Genomic DNA, 16,498 nt, shown 5'->3' on the forward strand with positions numbered 1-16,498 from the left:
GCCTACGTGAGTCTGTCGGGCTGCAGTTCCTGCCTTTTGTGCACGATCGCCAACACATGTACCTCGTCGGCCCGTAACTCTTACAGGATACGGTAGGAGTACATGTGCAGTTCACGGATGTCTTCGTCGCTGATCTCTGGCACTATTTTGCCGATGCGCGGTAACTCAGATAGGGGCAGGGTCTTATCGACAATAGCGCGCGTAACTTGTTTGGCGTAGTGCCGGGAATCGGCGGCAATGAAATCGTGGATGTGACGTAAGTCGGCCTTTGCGTGGTCAGACCACGTTACCACTGCTCGATCTCATGCTTGATATCCTCTACAGCCGTGACACGGCCCTGTGTCACATCCTCCTGGCCCTTGCGTACTTTGTCCAACACATAAAGCCGGTACATGATTTCATCCATGTCAGCGGTGTCCGGTAACTGGTTGATGATATTCAGAGCATCCTGTTTAGCGGCTTGCATGGTCGATTCCTGATAATGACGCTTGGCGAATGATGGCATGATTGCGAGAGTGAAGCCAAATCTGCCTCCAGGGTAGATTCAGGAGAACCAGTAGGAAAAAGCCTTCAAGGACAGCAACTACCAAAGGCGCGGGTCAGGCGTAAGAGCTCACTTGTACCGGATCCAGCCCCCGTGGCCTGACCCCGCGGCGGCGCAGGTAGTCCAGCTGGCGCTCCACCCGGGCGCGAAACCCGGGCCAGTCATCGCCTTTTCCGTGCCAGCCCCATTCTGCGGTGGCCAGCAGCCGCGGGAACAGCATGTACTCCAGCTGTTTCCGGCTGGCCAGCAGTTCGCCCCAGAGATTGGCCTGCACGCCCATGGCATTGGCAACGCCGGCGGGGAAGGGTGATTGCCGGTAGCAGGCCTCGAGGTCTGCGCTGCCTGCCCAGTGCAGGCCGGGTTCTCGCGGGTCATCGCTCCAGGCCGTGTCCAGGTAGGCGCGTGGCGCCGGGCAACTGATGACCGGGTAGCCCGCTGCCGCCAGCCGGCGCACGGCCTCGTCGCCGGTCCAGGCGCAGATCGGCGTATTTCGCTTTAGCCTGTTACCCTGCACGGCCTCTTCCCAGCCCACCAGGGTTTTGCCCCGGGCGGCGAGGAAGGCCTGCGCGTGATGCAGCAGGTGGCCCTGCAGGTCACGCGCGTCCCGGTAGCCCTCGCGCTGCATCAGCTGGCGGCAGGCCTCGGAGCCCAGCCACACCCCCTCCGGCACTTCATCGGCGCCGAGGTGTACATACTGGCCGGGAAACAGTTCGCAGACTTCGGCCAGCACCGTATCGAGGAATTCATAGGTGCCGGGCAGGCCCGGATTCAGCACGTTGTCATCGAAGAACTGCACCGAACAGTAGCGGGAGCTGTCGCCGGGGTCGCGCAGCAGGTCGGGCAGGGCCTCGATACAGGCCCGGCAGTGCCCGGGTATATCGATTTCCGGTACCACGCTAATACCCCGGGCCGCGGCGTATTCCACTACCAGGGCGACATCCTCACGGCTGTAGTAGCCACCGTAGCGCAGCGGTCCGCTGCCCAGCTGTGGCGGCAGTACTTCGCCGTGGCCGCGCCAGGCGCCGATCTCCCGCAGCTGCGGGTAGGCGGCGATATCCAGGCGCCAGGCCTCGTCATCGGTCAGGTGCCAGTGGAAGTGGTTGAGCTTGTACAGCGCCATCCAGTCCAGCAGGTCGAACAGTGTGTCCAGGTCGTGGAAGTGGCGGGCACAGTCCAGCATCAGCGCCCGGTAGCGATAGTGGGGCCGGTCCTCTAGCTGCAGGCAGGGCAGGGCGGGCTTGCCGTTCTGCGTTTCCCGTAGCTGCAGCAGGCTGGCGGCGGCGCGGCAGAAGCCGGCGCTGGTGGCCGCCTGCAGCAGGATGCGCTCGTCGCTGATCGCCAGCCGGTAGGCTTCCCGGGCCAGGGTCGCGTCCAGCGCACACACCAGGGTCCCGTGCTCGCTGCTGCTGGCCGCAGGCCAGCTCTGGTCCAGCATGAACTGCAGCCAGTCCAGTGCGGGCAGGGCCTCGGCAACGGCGTCGATCACCGGCGCCACAGGCCAGGGGCGCGAGCCGCTGGCGGCGGATACCGATTGGGCGGCGGGCAACAGGCCGGGCCGGGCTGTCTGCGGCTGGCTGGCATTGGTGTGTACCGGTGTTACCGCCGGGCGCAGCGGTAAATCGTGCCCCTGCAGCTGCACCTCGTAAACCGCCTCGCCAGAACTGAGGAAGTAACCGCCGGGCAGGTCGCTCAGTCGTTGCAGCAGACCGGGCGGCCCGATGAGCTGCAGGCAGCAGTGCTCTCCCGGCAGCAGCGGGGCGGGGTCATCGGGAGCCAGGCAGAGGTGGCTTCCGGTGCGGGTCATTACCGTAGCCGTCCCCGCGTGAACGTCCCGTTGCAGGTCAAGGTGCAGACGCCACTGATGTAATGCCGTGTCCAGGCTGTTCTCCAGGCGCAATGCCAGCCTGCTCTGCTGCTGTTCTTCGGCATAGGACAGGCGCAGCCCGAGGGCCTTGTGGCTGTGGATTGACAACGTTGACATGCTCTCGTATTGTTCGAGAGACAACGTTGTCATAGATACCGGGAAATTGCAATGCGAGAACGCGCATTTACTCAACAAGAGGGCGGCCGGCAGTCATCGCCCGCTGCCTGCGGCCCGCTGTTCCTGGGAATCGATGGCGGCGGCAGCAAGTGCAAAGCGCGGCTGGTGGATGCCAGCGGCGCGTTGCTGGCGGTGGCCGTGGCCGGGCCGGCCAATGCCTTCCAGGACCAGGCGGGCGCCCGGGAGGCGATGTTGGCTTCGGCGCGCCAGGCCCTGGCCACCGCGGGCCTGGCGCCGGAACTGCTGGGCCAGCTGCGGGTGGGCGCGGGGCTGGCGGGCGTCAATATTCCTCGGGTCGCCGGGGAGATGCGCCAGTGGCAGCACCCGTTTGCCGCCCTCTACCTGGAAACCGACATCCATATTGCCTGCCTGGGGGCCCACGGCGGCGCCGATGGCGGCATTATCGTTGCTGGCACTGGCTCCGTCGGCTACAGCTATGCCGGCGGCAGGGGCAGCAGCGTCGGTGGTCATGGCTTCCCCGCCGGGGACCACGGCAGCGGCGCCTGGCTGGGCCTGCGCGCCCTGCAAAGCGCCCTGCTGGCGCTTGACCAGCTGGGCCCGGAAACCGGGCTGCTCGATGCCATTGAGCGCCAGCTGGGCGCGACGGGGACAGGCCTGGTGGACAGCATGGCCGGGGCCCGGCCCCGGGAATACGGCGCGCTGGCCCCGCTGGTACTGGAGTGTGCCGATGCCGGGGATGCGGTCGCCGTGGCGATCGTAGCGGAGGGGGCGGACTACCTCACCCGGCTGGGACGCCGCCTACTGGACGACGGCGCCCCAGCGCTGGCCATGCTCGGCGGCCTGGCGCCGCGCCTGCTGCCCTGGCTGGCGGCGGATGTGCGCGAGCGTGTGCTGGCGCCGGTGGCCGAGGCCGATGTCGGCGCGGTGCAGTTGGCCATGTCCGCCGGGGCGGATGCCGCTCAGGCCTGACCCTGCAGCCGGGCCAGCAGGGCCTGGTTCTGCGCCTCGATGTGCTTGAAAAACGCGGGATCGCTGAGCCCGCTGGCGGCCTCCTCGTCGACGATGACCACGGTGGCCGGGTGCATTTGCAGGGCGGAAGCCGGGCACCAGGCGGATACCGGTCCCTCGACCATGGCGCGGATAGCCCTGGCCTTGCTGCTCCCGGTGGCCAGCAATACCACCAGCCGCGCTTCCATGATGGTGCCGATGCCCATGGTGATGGACAGCTGCGGCTGGAATTCACCCGCACTGAAAAACCGGGCGTTGTCGGCGATGGTCTCGCGGGTGAGGGTCTTGACCCGGGTCCGCGAGCTCAGGCAGGAGGTGGGCTCGTTAAAACCGATATGACCGTTGCGGCCAATGCCGAGTAGCTGAATGTCGATGCCGCCGGCGTCCTCGATGGCGGCCTCATACTCCCGGCAGGCGACCAGCGGGTTGGCGGCGTCTCCCGGCGGCACCCGGGTATTGTCCGGGTCGATGTCGATATGCTCGAAGAACTCCCGGTTCATGAAGTGGCGGTAGCTCTGCGGGTGCTCCGGCGCCAGGTCCATGTACTCGTCGAGGTTGAAGGTTTTCACCCGGGCAAAACTGATCTCGCCGCGCTGGTTGCTGGCAATCAGCTCCCGGTACAGGCTCAGGGGCGTGGAGCCGGTGGCCAGGCCGAACACCGAGTCGGGTTTCTTGGCCAGTTGTTCGCGGAAAATGTCGGCGCCGTAGCTTGCGACCTGGGTGGCATCATCGAGGATGACTACTTTCATGCTGCTTCCTTTGCCCCTAATCTATCTAGTGCCCGTCCATAAACGGGCGTTTTTCGATTTTCGTTGTTTTGCACGTTGAACTTATGCTCATTTGCACTTCCTCTTCCAGGATTACGGCTTCAACTGCGGCCCTGATCCCCGGTATGTTCGTTTTCGACGGTCGGACTTCCCGCAGAACCTCTTTATTCCGCTATCCGACGCTGTCTTTACCCGCTCTGATAGCTATGTCGAATTCAGTCGTGCCATCCGCACCAGGTTGTAACTAACGATTGACGACCAGACATCAGCCATAAATCCCTGCAAGCCTCGCCACAGGCTACGTTTCAACCCATAGGCCCGCTTCAGTTCTGAGGTGTTCGATTCAATGCCCGCCCGGAAGTTACATAGCTGCTTGTAAAGTTTCTGCGAGCTGGTCATCGCGTCAATAGTCAGCCCCTTCTTTTTCTGGAAGGCGACTTCACCCACACCCAGGGCCTTCGCTTCTTTCAGATTGGCCGTGCTGGCATAACCACCGTCCGCCGCTATACAACCGGGCAGCTGTCCATATATGGCTACCTGCCGCTGGATCATCGGCAGGTAGCGCTCTGTATCGCACGGGTTACCTGATTCAATCGTCGCATCCAGAACCAGACCTTCTCTACCCGTTGTCAGATTAATCTTGTGCCCGTACTGGATGTCTCGACTACCCTTCACAATAATATCCGTGTGCGGCTCATGCAGGCTGACAACCTTCTCGGTGGCCGGTACCGATTCACCCTTCAACACACGCCGCCGGGTTTGGCGAATGACCCGGCGCAGCAATCGGCGATAGTGCTTCACACGGTCAATCCACTGCCCATAAGCGGGTCCCCGGAATCGGTAGAGCTGTACGTGCCAAAGCGCATCGCTGCTCTCTTTCATCACTTGCTCGGCATAGGCCAAAAGGTCTTTATACAAAGGCTCTTTCTTTGCCATGCCCCTTGTATAAAAGACCTGCCGGGCAAGGCTTTTGGCCGGTTTCCGACGATCAGTAAAGTCAATTCCGGGCACCTTCAGTTTCTTCTTCGCGTTCACCATCAGCCGAGTCAATATCCTGATGCCATCATTCAATAAACTGCTGTCGGAGGGCTCATGAATGTTCGTTGCCACCACGGTGCTGTCTACCCGGACTTGATTGCAACATTCCACGCCATCGGTCAGCGCCTGGCCAACAATCGCCTGATTAATGCGTTCCCATGTCCGGGGTTTGATGCGACTGATGTTGCCCTGTAGGCCCGACTTTTTTGGTACCACTCCTTGAGGTAGGCGCGCAAAGCTTCGAAAACTGCCACTGTCTTCAAGGTAAAATACCAACTCCTTGTAGCTCAATTGCCGGACCTGCTTCAGTATCGCACAGCGCAGCACGCTCTCCACGGGAAGCCCGGTTCGACCGGTGGGCTGTGTAGACTCAGCGGACAGGTCGGCTTCCACCCAGCTGAGTAACTCCTCGCAGCCATCCAGAATGCCGGACATCATGGCCAGTTGGTTACCGATCTCGTGTTTTGCGTAGTGATCAAATATACTTGCCTGAGCGTTGCGGGTTTCTCGCATCGTTATCCCTCGTTGCTTTGGTGCTTTGAGTTTCGTCGCTTAAAAGCATACCAAGGTCTCGAGGGATTTTTTATGCGCCTGTGAATAAATTCCTTTAATATCAGATCATTAGAGTTTCCGGATGCGCACTATCTAGATAGCGTGCTGTTGGTGCTCGCCGGCGACCCAGGTATGGCTGACCTGGTAGTCGTTGTCGAAGGCAAACAGGTCGGCGCGGTAGCCCGCAGCCAGTCGTCCCAGTTGCCCCTCGAGCCCGAGGAATTGCGCCGGGTAACGGGACGCCATGCGCAGGCATTCTTCCAGGGCGAGACCGGCGTCCAGGTGGGCGATGCGCACCGCGTCGAACAGGGCGATGGCGCTGCCGGCGAGATTGCCCTCGGCGTTGACCAGGCGGCCAGCGTCGACCTTGATGCATTCGCCGTAAATTTCAATGCTGTCCGGGCCACCCACCGTGGACATGGCATCGCTGACCAGCAGCAGTTTACCGGGGCCCTTGGCCCGGTGGGCGATGCGGATGGCGGCGGGATCAACGTGGTGGCCGTCGGCGATAATGCCCGCCCAGGTGTCGGTATTGTCCAGTGCCGCGCCCACTGTACCCGGGGCGCGGCCCTGCAGCGGGCTCATGGCATTGAACAGGTGGGTAAATCCGCGCAGGCCTTCGGCGATGGCGGCGCTGATCTGCTGGTAGCTGGCATCGGTGTGGCCGGCGCAGACCAGCAGGCCTGCCTGGCTGAGCTTGCGCACCACCCCCGGACCGGCGTGTTCCGGCGCCAGGGTAATCATGGTGGGGAAGTCGCCCAGGCTGGTCAGCCAGTCGATGTCGCTGGGCGCCGGCGGCCGGATCATCGTCGCCTTGTGGGTGCCCCGGCGGTTTGGGGCGAAATGCGGCCCTTCCAGGTGCAACCCCAGCACTCCGGACTCGCCCGCTGCCCGTGCTGCGGCGATGGCGGATGCGGCCCGGCGCTGTACCTCGGGGGTGTCGCTGATCACCGTGGGCATGATGCCGGTGGTACCGTAGCGCCGGTGGGCGTTGGCGATGGTGGCGACACCTTCGGCGCTGGGCTGGTTGTTGAACATGACACCCCCGCCGCCGTTGACCTGGATGTCGATCAAGCCGGGGGCGAGGTTGAGACCCGCAAGTTCATGGCGCTGGATATCGGCGGCAAGTTCCGCCCGCGGCAGCACCGCGACAATCTGCTCCCTATCGATCAGCAGGGCGTGATCGTCGAGCCAGTTGTCGCCGTCAAACAGCCGGCGGGGGCAGATAGCGGAAACTAGAGCGGGGCCGGGCATGTGGAATCCCTGATGACCAGCTCGGGCTTGAATTCCAGGCTGGCGCCTGGTGGCTCGTCACTGCCGTGGCGAGCGGCGCGTATGCTTTCGATCAATACCCGCGCAGCGGCGGCGGCAATCTCGCTGTTGGGCTGGTGGGCGGTGGTCAGTTTGGGCCAGGTCTGGCGGGAAAACGGGCTGTCCTCGAAGCCCACGATAGAGAGTTGCTGCGGCACAGCGACCTGCCTGATGCGCGCGGCGAACAGTGCACCGGCGGCGATTTCGTCGTTACAGGCAAAGATCGCGCTGGGAGTGCTGTCCAGGCCCAGCAGGCGTGAGGTCCGTTCGGAACCGGAATCGAAGTTGTAGGAGCCGGGCAGGATCAACTCGTCGCGGCGGGGCAGTCCGGCGTCGGCCAGGGCAGCCAGGTAACCCTTGAGGCGCTGTTCACTGGAGGAGTCGTGCTCCTCATGGCCCCCGAGGAAGGCGATGTCCCGGTGGCCCAGTTCTACCAGGTAGCGGGTAATGTCGTAGGCGGCATGGTAGTCGTCAATCAACACGCGGGGCCCCTTGCCCTCGCTGTCGCCGCCGCCGGACAGGATTCGCACATGGCTCATGCCCCGGGACTCCAGGGCTTCGATCAGCCGTGCTGACTCGGAGAAGGGCGGGGTGAGCACCAGCCCCGCCACGTGGCCATTGCTGACCAGTTGGCGCAGCTCATCGACATAGTTGCCATCGCCGGAGTCGGTGGGGTGGATCAGCAATTCGAAGCCCTGGCGTTTACATTCCTCAAGTATGCCGTGCTGCATCTCGATCACGTAGTGGCTGTTGGGGTTGTCGTAAATAAAGGCGATAAAACTGGCGGCGCCGCGCAGCTGGCGGGCGGACAGGTTGGGTTGGTAATTCAGTTCCTCGATAGCGGCCCACACTTTGGCCTGCAGGTCCTCGCCCACCGAGGGCTCGCGGTTGATTACCCGGGACACGGTCTTGAAGGACACGCCGGCGAGCTTCGCCACATCCTTGATCGTCGCTTTCATCTGTTCATTGAGTCCTTGTCCACCGTCACGGGGTGTGCCAGTCTTGCGCTTATCCTAGCGCCTTATCGATGCTATGACAACGTTGTCAATACTTCCTTGATGGCGAGCAGGTAAATACAGAGATGCCGCCGCCCTTACAGGACGGCGGCAGATGGAGCCGGGGACAGCGGCGCCGCCTCGGCCTGTTCCCGGCTAATCTTCAGCACCAGCGGTACCAGCACCAGCCCCATCAGCGGGGTGAAAATCACCACCAGTCCCAGCAGGGTAGGCTGCACCCCATGACGGTCCAGCGCCATGCCGAGTATCGGGCCGGTGACAATAAATGTCGACCGCACGCCCAGGCTCACCAGTGAATTGACCGTGGCGCGGAATTCACCCGGCACCCGCCGGTTCAGGGCCTCGTAAAACAGGGTCATGGAAAGCCCGCGCGAGACCTGGATGGCGAAGCCGAACATCACCCCCAGCCAGCCGCCGCCGAATGCCATGCCCAGCAGGCCGACCAGCGGCAGGACAGCGATCAGCACCAGCAGCTGGCGGTAGCCCAGCAGGCGTTCCAGCGCTTCACTGTAGCGGGCCGACAGGCTCACGGTGAGGGCAAAGGCCGCCCAGATGTAGCCGAAGGAGGCCAGTGGTATGCCCTGGATCTCCCAGTATTTCTGGTAAATCCAGAATACATACACCGCCAGCAGGCCGAACACCGCGATGGCAAAGGCGGTCCAGAACACCACCGGTTTGCCGAACAGCAGCAGATCGACAATCCTGCGGGCGTTGGCACCGTGGCCGCCGGTGGACGCTTCAGCCCCCGCAGGGCGGGGCGCCTCCACCAGCAGCAGAGCCAGCAACAGCGGCGCAAAGCCGGTGAAGGCCTGCAGCATGACCACGCTGTCCATGGACCACAGGAGCAACAGGCTGGCGGCGATGCCGGCGGCACCGGAGGCCGCCGCCTCCACGGCGATGAGCCGGCTTAGCGACTTGCTGGCACCGGCGCCGCCGCCGAGACCCCGCTCCTGCAGGTAGACCTCGGTGTCGTACAGCAAGGCCAGGTCGGCGCCGGAGATCAGGCTGAAGCCGATGCCGAGAATAAACTCGTAGATCAGGAAGTCGACGAAGCTGTCCGCCCACAGCAGGGAGAAAAAGCCCAGGGCGTTGAGCGCGGAGCCTACCAGTATGGCGTTGCGCCGGCCCCACAGGTCGGCAATATAGCCGGAGGGTACCTCGCACAGGGCGATGGTCAGCGCGAACAGCGCCTGGGTCTGCATGACTTCACTCATGCTCAAGCCATAGCCCTGCAGCAGCGGCACGAAGACAGGCACAACAACCATAAAGCCGGTGAAGAAGCCCAGCAGGTAAATTGCCTTGATATTATTTTCCAGTGACCTTTTCACGGTACTCACCCCTACGCCGTGAGAATCCCGGACCGGAAACATTTTTACGATGGGAATAAAAAAGGCCTCCGGAATCTGGGTTCTCGGAGGCCTTTTTCTAAATCTTGATTACGTCAAGTGCTTCCTCAAACCACCCCTGCTGCTGACAGGCAGACAGGCGCCACGGTATACATACCGTCTCGCTTGCTCATTGCTGTCTGGATGAAGGTGGTCATGGATATTGCTCTTGCTTTAGTAGCGGTTGTTACCGCCAAGAATAAAAATGCACAGTGTGCTTACAGGCACCGTGTCTATACTGCTCCTGTAGTTGATCGCGGTCAATGGACGTGTCGCGAACTGTGAAAAAATTCACAGTCAAACAAGCCGACAATAACACCAGGGGAAGCCCATGAAGTCAGATATCGAGATCGCCCGCGAGGCGCGCATGCGCCCGATTGCCGACATAGCCGGGGAACTGGCTATTCCGTCGGAGCAACTGATTCCCTACGGGCACAGCAAGGCCAAGGTCAAGCTGCAATACCTGGAGAGTCTGGAGGACAGGCCCAACGGCAAGTTGGTACTGGTCACCGCCACCAGCCCGACACCGGCAGGGGAGGGCAAGACCACCACCAGCATCGGCCTGGCCGACGCCCTCAGGCGCAGCGGCAAAAATGCCTCGCTGTGCCTGCGCGAACCCAGCCTGGGCCCCTGCTTTGGCATGAAGGGCGGTGCCGCCGGGGGCGGTTACGCCCAGGTGGTGCCGATGGAAGACATCAATCTGCATTTCACTGGCGACATGCATGCGATCGGCGCCGCCCATAACCTGCTGTCGGCGATGATCGACAACTACATCCACTGGAGTAATGAACTGCGCATCGACCTGCGCCGTGTCACCTGGCCGCGGGTCGTCGATATCAATGATCGCAGCCTGCGGCAGATTGTCACTGGTTGTGGCGGCCCCGCCAACGGTTTCCCGATGGAGAGCGGTTTCGACATCACGGTGGCGTCCGAGGTGATGGCGATATTTTGCCTGGCCAACAACCTGGAGGACCTGCAGCAGCGCCTGGGGCGCATCGTTATTGGCCAGACCCGGGGCGAGTTAAAGCCGGTGACGGCCGAGCAAGTGGGCGCGGCCGGCGCCATGACCGTCCTGCTCAAGGACGCCATCGCCCCCAACCTGGTGCAGAGCCTGGAGAACACGCCGGCCTTTATCCACGGCGGACCCTTCGCCAATATCGCTCACGGTTGTAACTCGGTGATCGCCACCCGGGCCGCGCTCAAGTTGTCCGACTATGTGATTACCGAGGCGGGTTTCGGTGCCGACCTGGGGGCGGAAAAGTTCTTCAATATCAAATGCCGCAAATCGGGCCTGCGCCCGGACGTCGCGGTTATCGTGGTGACCGCACGGGCCCTGAAGATGCACGGCGGCGTTGCCCACAAGGACCTGGCGCAGGAGGAACTGGCGGCGGTGCAAAAGGGTTTGGAAAACCTCGGGCGGCATATCCGCAACGTCGGCCGCTTCGGTGTGCCGGTAGTGATCGCCATCAACCATTTTGTCACTGACAGCAATGCCGAAATCCAGCTGGTGAAAGACTATGTGGCGGCCCGCGGGCTGGAGGCCCATGTCTGCACACACTGGTCTGATGGCGGTGCCGGCGCCACGTCGCTGGCGGAGGCGGTGGCTACCATGGCCGACTCCGGCCGGGCCCAGTTCCACCCCCTGTATGATGATGAGTTGAGCCTGTGGGAAAAGGCCCGCACCATAGCGCGGGAGATCTACGGCGCCGAGGACCTGCAGGCGGACCAGAAGATTCGTGACCAGTTCCGGCAGTTCGAGGACGAGGGCTACGGCCACATTCCGGTGTGCATGGCCAAGACCCAATACAGTTTCTCCACCGACCCGCGGCTGATGGGTGCGCCGAGCCAGCACTCGGTGAAAGTGCGGGAGCTGAAACTGGCCGCGGGGGCGGAATTCCTGGTGGTGATCTGTGGCGATATCATGCGTATGCCGGGTTTGCCCCGGGTGCCAGCCGCCAATAGTATTTATGTTAATACCCAGGGGCAGATCGAGGGCCTGTTCTGACCCGGGCAAGCGCAACCGCCGCCCACCGCGGTGGCACAACGGGAGACAACGATGTTGACGTACCTGCCGGGCGATCCTTGCGCCCGCCGGCAAAACTGCCAGTCCCACGTGGAACCGGCGGCGATGGGTAACTGAGGTGTTGCAGCTGTCGCTGGCGGCCTTGCAGTCCGCCGCTGAAATTACCTACCGCCAGGTACTGCCGACGCCGCAGATCAACTGGCCCCTGCTGAGCGAGCGCTGCGGCTGCCAGGTCTGGGTCAAGCACGAGAACCATAACCTTACTGGTGCCTTCAAGGTACGTGGTGGCCTGGTTTATATGCATCGGCTGCGGCAGCGGGAACCGGCCTGCCCGGGGGTAATCACCGCCACCCGGGGCAACCACGGCCAGAGTGTCGCGCTGGCCGCAGGTACATGCGTTCCCACCGACAGCGCGGACACCTTTGCCGATGGTCTTGCGGTGCGCGTGCCCAACCCCGATGCGCTGGCGCTGATGCAGGGCAACATCGAGCAGATTGTCAGTGTCAGCGACGAGGAGATCAGCCAGGCCATGGCCTGGTTGTTCACCGATACCCATAATGTGGCTGAGGGAGCGGGTGCAGCCGCATTGGCCGCGCTCTATAAGCAGCGTGAACTGAACCGGGGATGCAGGGTGGGCGTTGTGTTGAGCGGTGGCAATGTGGATGCATCGCTATACGCCCGTGTATTGTCACAACAAGGAGCTTGATGATGGAAGCGGAGAACAAACGCATTGTGGTCTGTGCCGATGGCACCTGGAACGACCCCGAGGATGAGCATCCGACCAATGTGCTGCGGGTGGCCCGGGCGGTGAGTCCGGTCGCCGACGATGGCCGCAAGCAGGTAGTATTCTACGACTGGGGGGTGGGCAGTTATTACGCCACTGTGCGCGGTGGCGCCGCCGGACTCGGCATCATGAAAAATATCCAGGATGGCTACCGGTTTATTGTCCAGAACTACCACCCCGGGGATGAAATATTCCTGTTCGGCTTCAGCCGTGGCGCCTACACGGTGCGCTGTCTCTGCGGCATGCTCAACAACTGCGGTGTGGTGACCCGCCAGCACGCCGAGCGGATACCGGAAGCCTTTGATTTCTACAAGAACAGCAAGGCCAGGCCGGGCAGCCGCGAGGCCAGAGACTGGCGCCGCAAGTACAGTCACGGCCCGGACCGCGGCACGGTGGATTTTATCGGTGTCTGGGATACCGTGGGGGCCCTCGGCGTGCCCACCCGGGTGCTGGCCTTCATGGACGAACGCGACCTGTTTTTCGATCGCGATATAGGCAGCAACGTCAGGGTGGCCCGCCACGCGGTGTCCATTGATGAGCGCCGCGCCGATTTCAAGCCCACCCTCTGGGGTGACAAGTCGGCGGTGGATATTCGCCAGGTCTGGTTCGCCGGGGTGCACGCCGATGTGGGTGGCGGCTACGGGCCCGACAAGGGAGGCAAGATGCTCAGCGATATCCCGCTGGCCTGGATGGCCGGGCAGGCGACGGCTGCCGGACTGCAGCTGGAGCCGCACCTGGTACGCAAGTCGGCTCTGGATACTAGCGCCGCCAAGCACCGGTCCTACAAGAGCTACTGGAAAGTGCTGGGCCGTGAGCAGCGGGAGATTCCCGACAGCGCCATCCTCCACCGCTCGGTATTCCGGCGCTATGAGTCCGGCGAGGATCAGCCGCCGCCGCTGCGCGACTGGCTACAGCGCCGGCAGGGCGACTGGGGGCAGCTGGAAAACTGAGCCGCCTGGCAGTTGCCAGGCGCCCGGTTGAGTGGTGGTCAGAAGGTCCAGCGCACGCCCAGTCCGGCGGTATCGATGGCCTCGTCGGCGTCGAAGCGGACGTACTCGAGGTAGAGATCTATGCTGCCGAACACGTTGAGCGCCGCGCCAACGCCGTAGTAGAGGTCGGTGCCGTCCTCGTCAATGTAGCGCGAATCCACCTCCCACATCGCAGCGCCGCCACGGCCGTAGATATCCAGGATCCACAGTGGTACCGAGACAATACCGCCCACCGTCCAGATGGAGGTGTCGAAGCCGATCTTGTCGCCGCTGGGGAGCTTGTCTGATTTGAACTCACCCAGGTCCCAGTAGGCTGCGTCCACCGCCAGCCACTTGGTGAAGCGATAGCCGGCACCAAAGTTGTAGCCCACAGTTTTGTCATCGAACAGGGCTTCGAGATCGTCATCGAAGTCGATGTCGTCATCGATGCTGGTATCCAGCTGGGCGTAGTTGACGCCGCCGGCGATGAACAGGCCGGTGCCGTCGGCATGGGCCAGGCTGCTGGTGAATACGGTGGCTAAGCAGAGTGAACCGGCAATGAGAAGTTGCTTGAGCATGGTGGGTAACTCCCTGGTCATGTTGAGGTCCGTGGACCTTATTCTAGCGCTCCCCGGTCGCGACGACATAAGCAGGAACAGGTACTATTTCCGTTTACAGCGGGACATTACAGCGGCAGCTCGGTGGTTTGTTTTAACGCCTCCATGACAAAACTGGCGCTGACATCAAACAGGTCCGCCTTGATCAGCTGCTGGTAGAGGGCGTCGTAGCCCGGCATATCCCTGACCACCGCCTTGATCAGGTAGTCGACCTCGCCGCCCATGCGGTATACCTCCAGCACGCCCGGCATATTTTCCGTCACCTGCTGGAAATGTTGCGCCCAGCGCTCGTTGTGCTGGTTGGTTTTTACCGAGATGAACACCGTGAGCGGCAAATCCACGGTGGCGGGCTCCAGCAGGGTTACCCGGCCGCGGATCATGCCCTTTGCCTCCAGCTTCTGGATGCGCCGCCAGCAGGCCGACTTGGAAATGCCGGTGAGTTCCGCCAGTTCGGCGACCGAGAGGGCGGCATCCCGCTGCATGTGGCGCAGCAGGGTGCGTTCTGTGCTGTCCATAGGTACGAAACCCCGGTCTAATCTCTTAAAAAGGAACGAATGCCTCTAATAATTGCACAAGACGAGAGTAAATTCCTGTTTATGGCCAATTTTCAGAAAATCAGGAACAATGTTTCGCTCCCCATACCTTATGCTGTGGCGCTACCAACAGAGGGCATTGACGTGAACCAGCTTATCGAAACCATCCGCAACGCCGTTATCGGCAGCCGCCTGCCGCTGCGCACCCCCTTCGGCGACAAGCCGCTGGTTTATGCCGATTACACCGCCTCCGGCCGCTCGCTGGACTTTATCGAGGACTACATCCGGGAGCAGGTGCTGCCCTGGTATGCCAATACCCATACCGAAACCTCCTTTACCGGCGCCCAGACCACCGCGCTGCGGGAACAGGCTCGGCAGCAGATTCGCCGCGCGGTCAACGGCGGCGCCGGGGACAAGGTTATCTTCTGTGGCCCCGGAGCCACCGCGGCGATTAACAGACTCGTGGACATACTCAACCTGCGACTGCCGCGCGAGCTGTCGGACCGTTACGCCCTGGAGTCGCGGATAGCGCCGGCGGAGCGCCCGGTGGTGTTTATCGGCCCCTACGAGCATCACTCCAATGAGCTGCCCTGGCGGGAATCCATCGCCGACGTGGTGCCGGTTCCGCTTACCGCCTGTGGCCAGATCGACCTGCAGGTGCTGTCCGATCGCCTGGCAGAACACGCGGATCGACCGCTGCTGATTGGCAGCTTCTCTGCCGCCTCCAATGTCACCGGGGTCAGGACCGACGTGGCGGCGGTGACCCGCCTGCTCAAGCGCCACGGTGCGCTGGTCCTGTGGGACTATGCCGCCGCGGCGCCCTATGTGGGCATCGACATGCAGGGCGAGGTGCCTATTGACGCCGCCTTCATATCGCCGCACAAGTTTATCGGCGGCCCGGGTACGCCGGGGGTGCTGGTGGTCAAGCAATCGGTATTGCGCAACAGCGTGCCGGCCATTGTCGGCGGCGGCACGGTCAAGTACGTCACCCCCGAGGATCACTGTTTTATCGAGGATCACGAGCGCCGGGAGGAGGGTGGTACGCCTGCCATCGTCGAATCCATTCGCGCGGGGCTGGTGTTCAAGCTGCAACAGGAAGTGGGTAGCGATGAAATCGAACGCCGCGAACAGGATTTCCTGCAGCGAGCGCTGGCGCGCTTCCGGGCCTGCCCCGGGATCGAGATTCTCGGCAATCCCGATGCCCCGCGGCTGTCGATCATGTCTCTTCGCTTCCGGCATGGCGACAGGGACCTGCACTACGGCTTTGTGGTGTCGCTGCTCAATGATTTGTTCGGTATCCAGGTGCGCGGCGGCTGTTCCTGCGCCGGCCCCTATGGCCACAGCCTGCTCGGTATGGGCATGGACTACAGCCGCGCCGTGGAGAAACAGATCCAGCGCGGGGCAATGGTGCTGCGACCGGGCTGGGTGCGGCTGAATTTCAACTACTTCATCGATGAGGAAGAATTCGAGTACCTGCTCAGGGCGGTGGAACTGGTCGCCGAATACGGCTGGCGGATGTTGCCCTACTATGCCTTCGACGAGACGGCCGCGGTCTGGCGCTTCCAGGGCCAGGCAGCGGCGTTGGTTGCCGACCTTGATAGCTGGTCCTTCGCCGATGCCAGTGCTGACTTCGCCAGCCGACCCGGCGCGGCGCTGCCCCTGGATGGCCAGCTGGCGCAGGCGACCCATGAGCTTACCCGCAACCGCGACTCCCGGATGCGCCATGCGCTTGAACTTTCCCCCGAGTCGGAGCGCCTGCGCTGGTTCCTGCTGCCCCAGGAAGCGGCCTTGGAACTGGACCAGGAGCAGGCCAGGGCCTGCTGAGCGCGGCCGCTAGCCTGAAAAATTCACGAAGGGGATAGTAAAACGACGGAAAGATCTTGAAAATAAGGGTGTCGAAGCCATACCAACAAGAAATTCCGCCGTGACAAAATGCTACCAGAATTCGTT

Annotated in this window: 15 protein-coding genes; 5 read left to right on the forward strand and 10 right to left on the reverse strand. The window is 62.6% G+C overall.

The window, feature by feature from the left end:
* Positions 1–80: 80 nt before the first annotated feature.
* The 3 genes from DWB85_RS13540 to DWB85_RS13550 form a co-directional block, all read right to left on the reverse strand.
* Positions 81–293 (reverse strand): type II toxin-antitoxin system RelE/ParE family toxin, encoded by a 213-nt coding sequence (locus DWB85_RS13540; protein ID WP_117955579.1) that lies wholly within the window; start codon positions 291–293, stop codon positions 81–83.
* Positions 287–466, reverse strand: coding sequence for a hypothetical protein (locus DWB85_RS13545; protein WP_117955581.1), 180 nt, complete (start codon positions 464–466; stop codon positions 287–289). Before DWB85_RS13545 ends, DWB85_RS13540 begins: the two co-directional genes overlap by 7 nt.
* A gap of 133 nt (positions 467–599) precedes the next feature.
* On the reverse strand, positions 600–2,525 hold the full coding sequence (locus DWB85_RS13550) for a beta-N-acetylhexosaminidase (protein ID WP_162846125.1): 1,926 nt from the start codon (positions 2,523–2,525) through the stop codon (positions 600–602).
* Positions 2,526–2,576: 51 nt separating this feature from the next.
* Here DWB85_RS13550 and DWB85_RS13555 point away from each other — a divergent pair, with 51 nt between their 5' ends.
* A complete protein-coding gene (locus tag DWB85_RS13555; protein WP_117955585.1) occupies positions 2,577–3,515 on the forward strand; it encodes a glucosamine kinase nucleotide-binding domain-containing protein in 939 nt (312 codons plus the stop codon).
* On the opposite strand, the gene nagB is transcribed toward DWB85_RS13555, so the two are convergent.
* The 5 genes from nagB to DWB85_RS13580 all read right to left on the reverse strand — a co-directional run bounded on the left by nagB (position 3,506) and on the right by DWB85_RS13580 (position 9,566).
* Positions 3,506–4,303 (reverse strand): glucosamine-6-phosphate deaminase, encoded by a 798-nt coding sequence (gene nagB, locus DWB85_RS13560; protein ID WP_117955587.1) that lies wholly within the window; start codon positions 4,301–4,303, stop codon positions 3,506–3,508. The genes DWB85_RS13555 and nagB overlap by 10 nt on opposite strands.
* Positions 4,304–4,525: 222 nt before the next feature.
* A complete protein-coding gene (locus DWB85_RS13565; protein ID WP_117955588.1) occupies positions 4,526–5,872 on the reverse strand; it encodes an ISNCY family transposase in 1,347 nt (448 codons plus the stop codon).
* A gap of 132 nt (positions 5,873–6,004) precedes the next feature.
* Positions 6,005–7,165: an N-acetylglucosamine-6-phosphate deacetylase gene (gene nagA / locus DWB85_RS13570; protein ID WP_117955590.1), complete on the reverse strand. Its 1,161-nt coding sequence runs from the start codon at positions 7,163–7,165 to the stop codon at positions 6,005–6,007.
* Positions 7,147–8,181, reverse strand: coding sequence for a LacI family DNA-binding transcriptional regulator (locus tag DWB85_RS13575; protein ID WP_117955592.1), 1,035 nt, complete (start codon positions 8,179–8,181; stop codon positions 7,147–7,149). Before DWB85_RS13575 ends, nagA begins: the two co-directional genes overlap by 19 nt.
* Before the next feature lie 134 nt (positions 8,182–8,315).
* Positions 8,316–9,566, reverse strand: coding sequence for an MFS transporter (locus DWB85_RS13580; protein ID WP_117955631.1), 1,251 nt, complete (start codon positions 9,564–9,566; stop codon positions 8,316–8,318).
* A 388-nt stretch (positions 9,567–9,954) separates the two neighbouring features.
* On the opposite strand from DWB85_RS13580, the gene DWB85_RS13585 reads away from it, so the two are divergent.
* The 3 genes from DWB85_RS13585 to DWB85_RS13595 all read left to right on the forward strand — a co-directional run bounded on the left by DWB85_RS13585 (position 9,955) and on the right by DWB85_RS13595 (position 13,380).
* Positions 9,955–11,628, forward strand: a complete 1,674-nt coding sequence (locus DWB85_RS13585) for a formate--tetrahydrofolate ligase (protein WP_117955595.1) — start codon at positions 9,955–9,957, stop codon at positions 11,626–11,628.
* Between the two features lie 136 nt (positions 11,629–11,764).
* Complete coding sequence (locus DWB85_RS13590) at positions 11,765–12,352, forward strand: pyridoxal-phosphate dependent enzyme (protein ID WP_117955597.1); 588 nt, start codon at positions 11,765–11,767, stop codon at positions 12,350–12,352.
* A 2-nt stretch (positions 12,353–12,354) separates the two neighbouring features.
* Complete coding sequence (locus tag DWB85_RS13595; protein ID WP_117955599.1) at positions 12,355–13,380, forward strand: DUF2235 domain-containing protein; 1,026 nt, start codon at positions 12,355–12,357, stop codon at positions 13,378–13,380.
* Positions 13,381–13,418: 38 nt separating this feature from the next.
* Here the strand turns inward: DWB85_RS13595 and DWB85_RS13600 are convergent, their stop codons facing one another.
* Positions 13,419–13,997, reverse strand: a complete 579-nt coding sequence (locus tag DWB85_RS13600) for an outer membrane beta-barrel protein (RefSeq protein WP_162846126.1) — start codon at positions 13,995–13,997, stop codon at positions 13,419–13,421.
* 86 nt (positions 13,998–14,083) lie between these two features.
* Positions 14,084–14,530: an Lrp/AsnC family transcriptional regulator gene (locus DWB85_RS13605; protein ID WP_117955603.1), complete on the reverse strand. Its 447-nt coding sequence runs from the start codon at positions 14,528–14,530 to the stop codon at positions 14,084–14,086.
* 162 nt (positions 14,531–14,692) lie between these two features.
* On the opposite strand from DWB85_RS13605, the gene DWB85_RS13610 reads away from it, so the two are divergent.
* The gene (locus tag DWB85_RS13610; RefSeq protein ID WP_117955634.1) at positions 14,693–16,372 is read left to right on the forward strand and encodes an aminotransferase class V-fold PLP-dependent enzyme; all 1,680 of its coding nucleotides are present in this window, start codon (positions 14,693–14,695) and stop codon (positions 16,370–16,372) included.
* Positions 16,373–16,498: the final 126 nt, after the last annotated feature.

Origin of the sequence: Seongchinamella sediminis, from assembly GCF_003457605.1 — a bacterium.
GTDB lineage: Bacteria > Pseudomonadota > Gammaproteobacteria > Pseudomonadales > Halieaceae > Halioglobus > Halioglobus sediminis.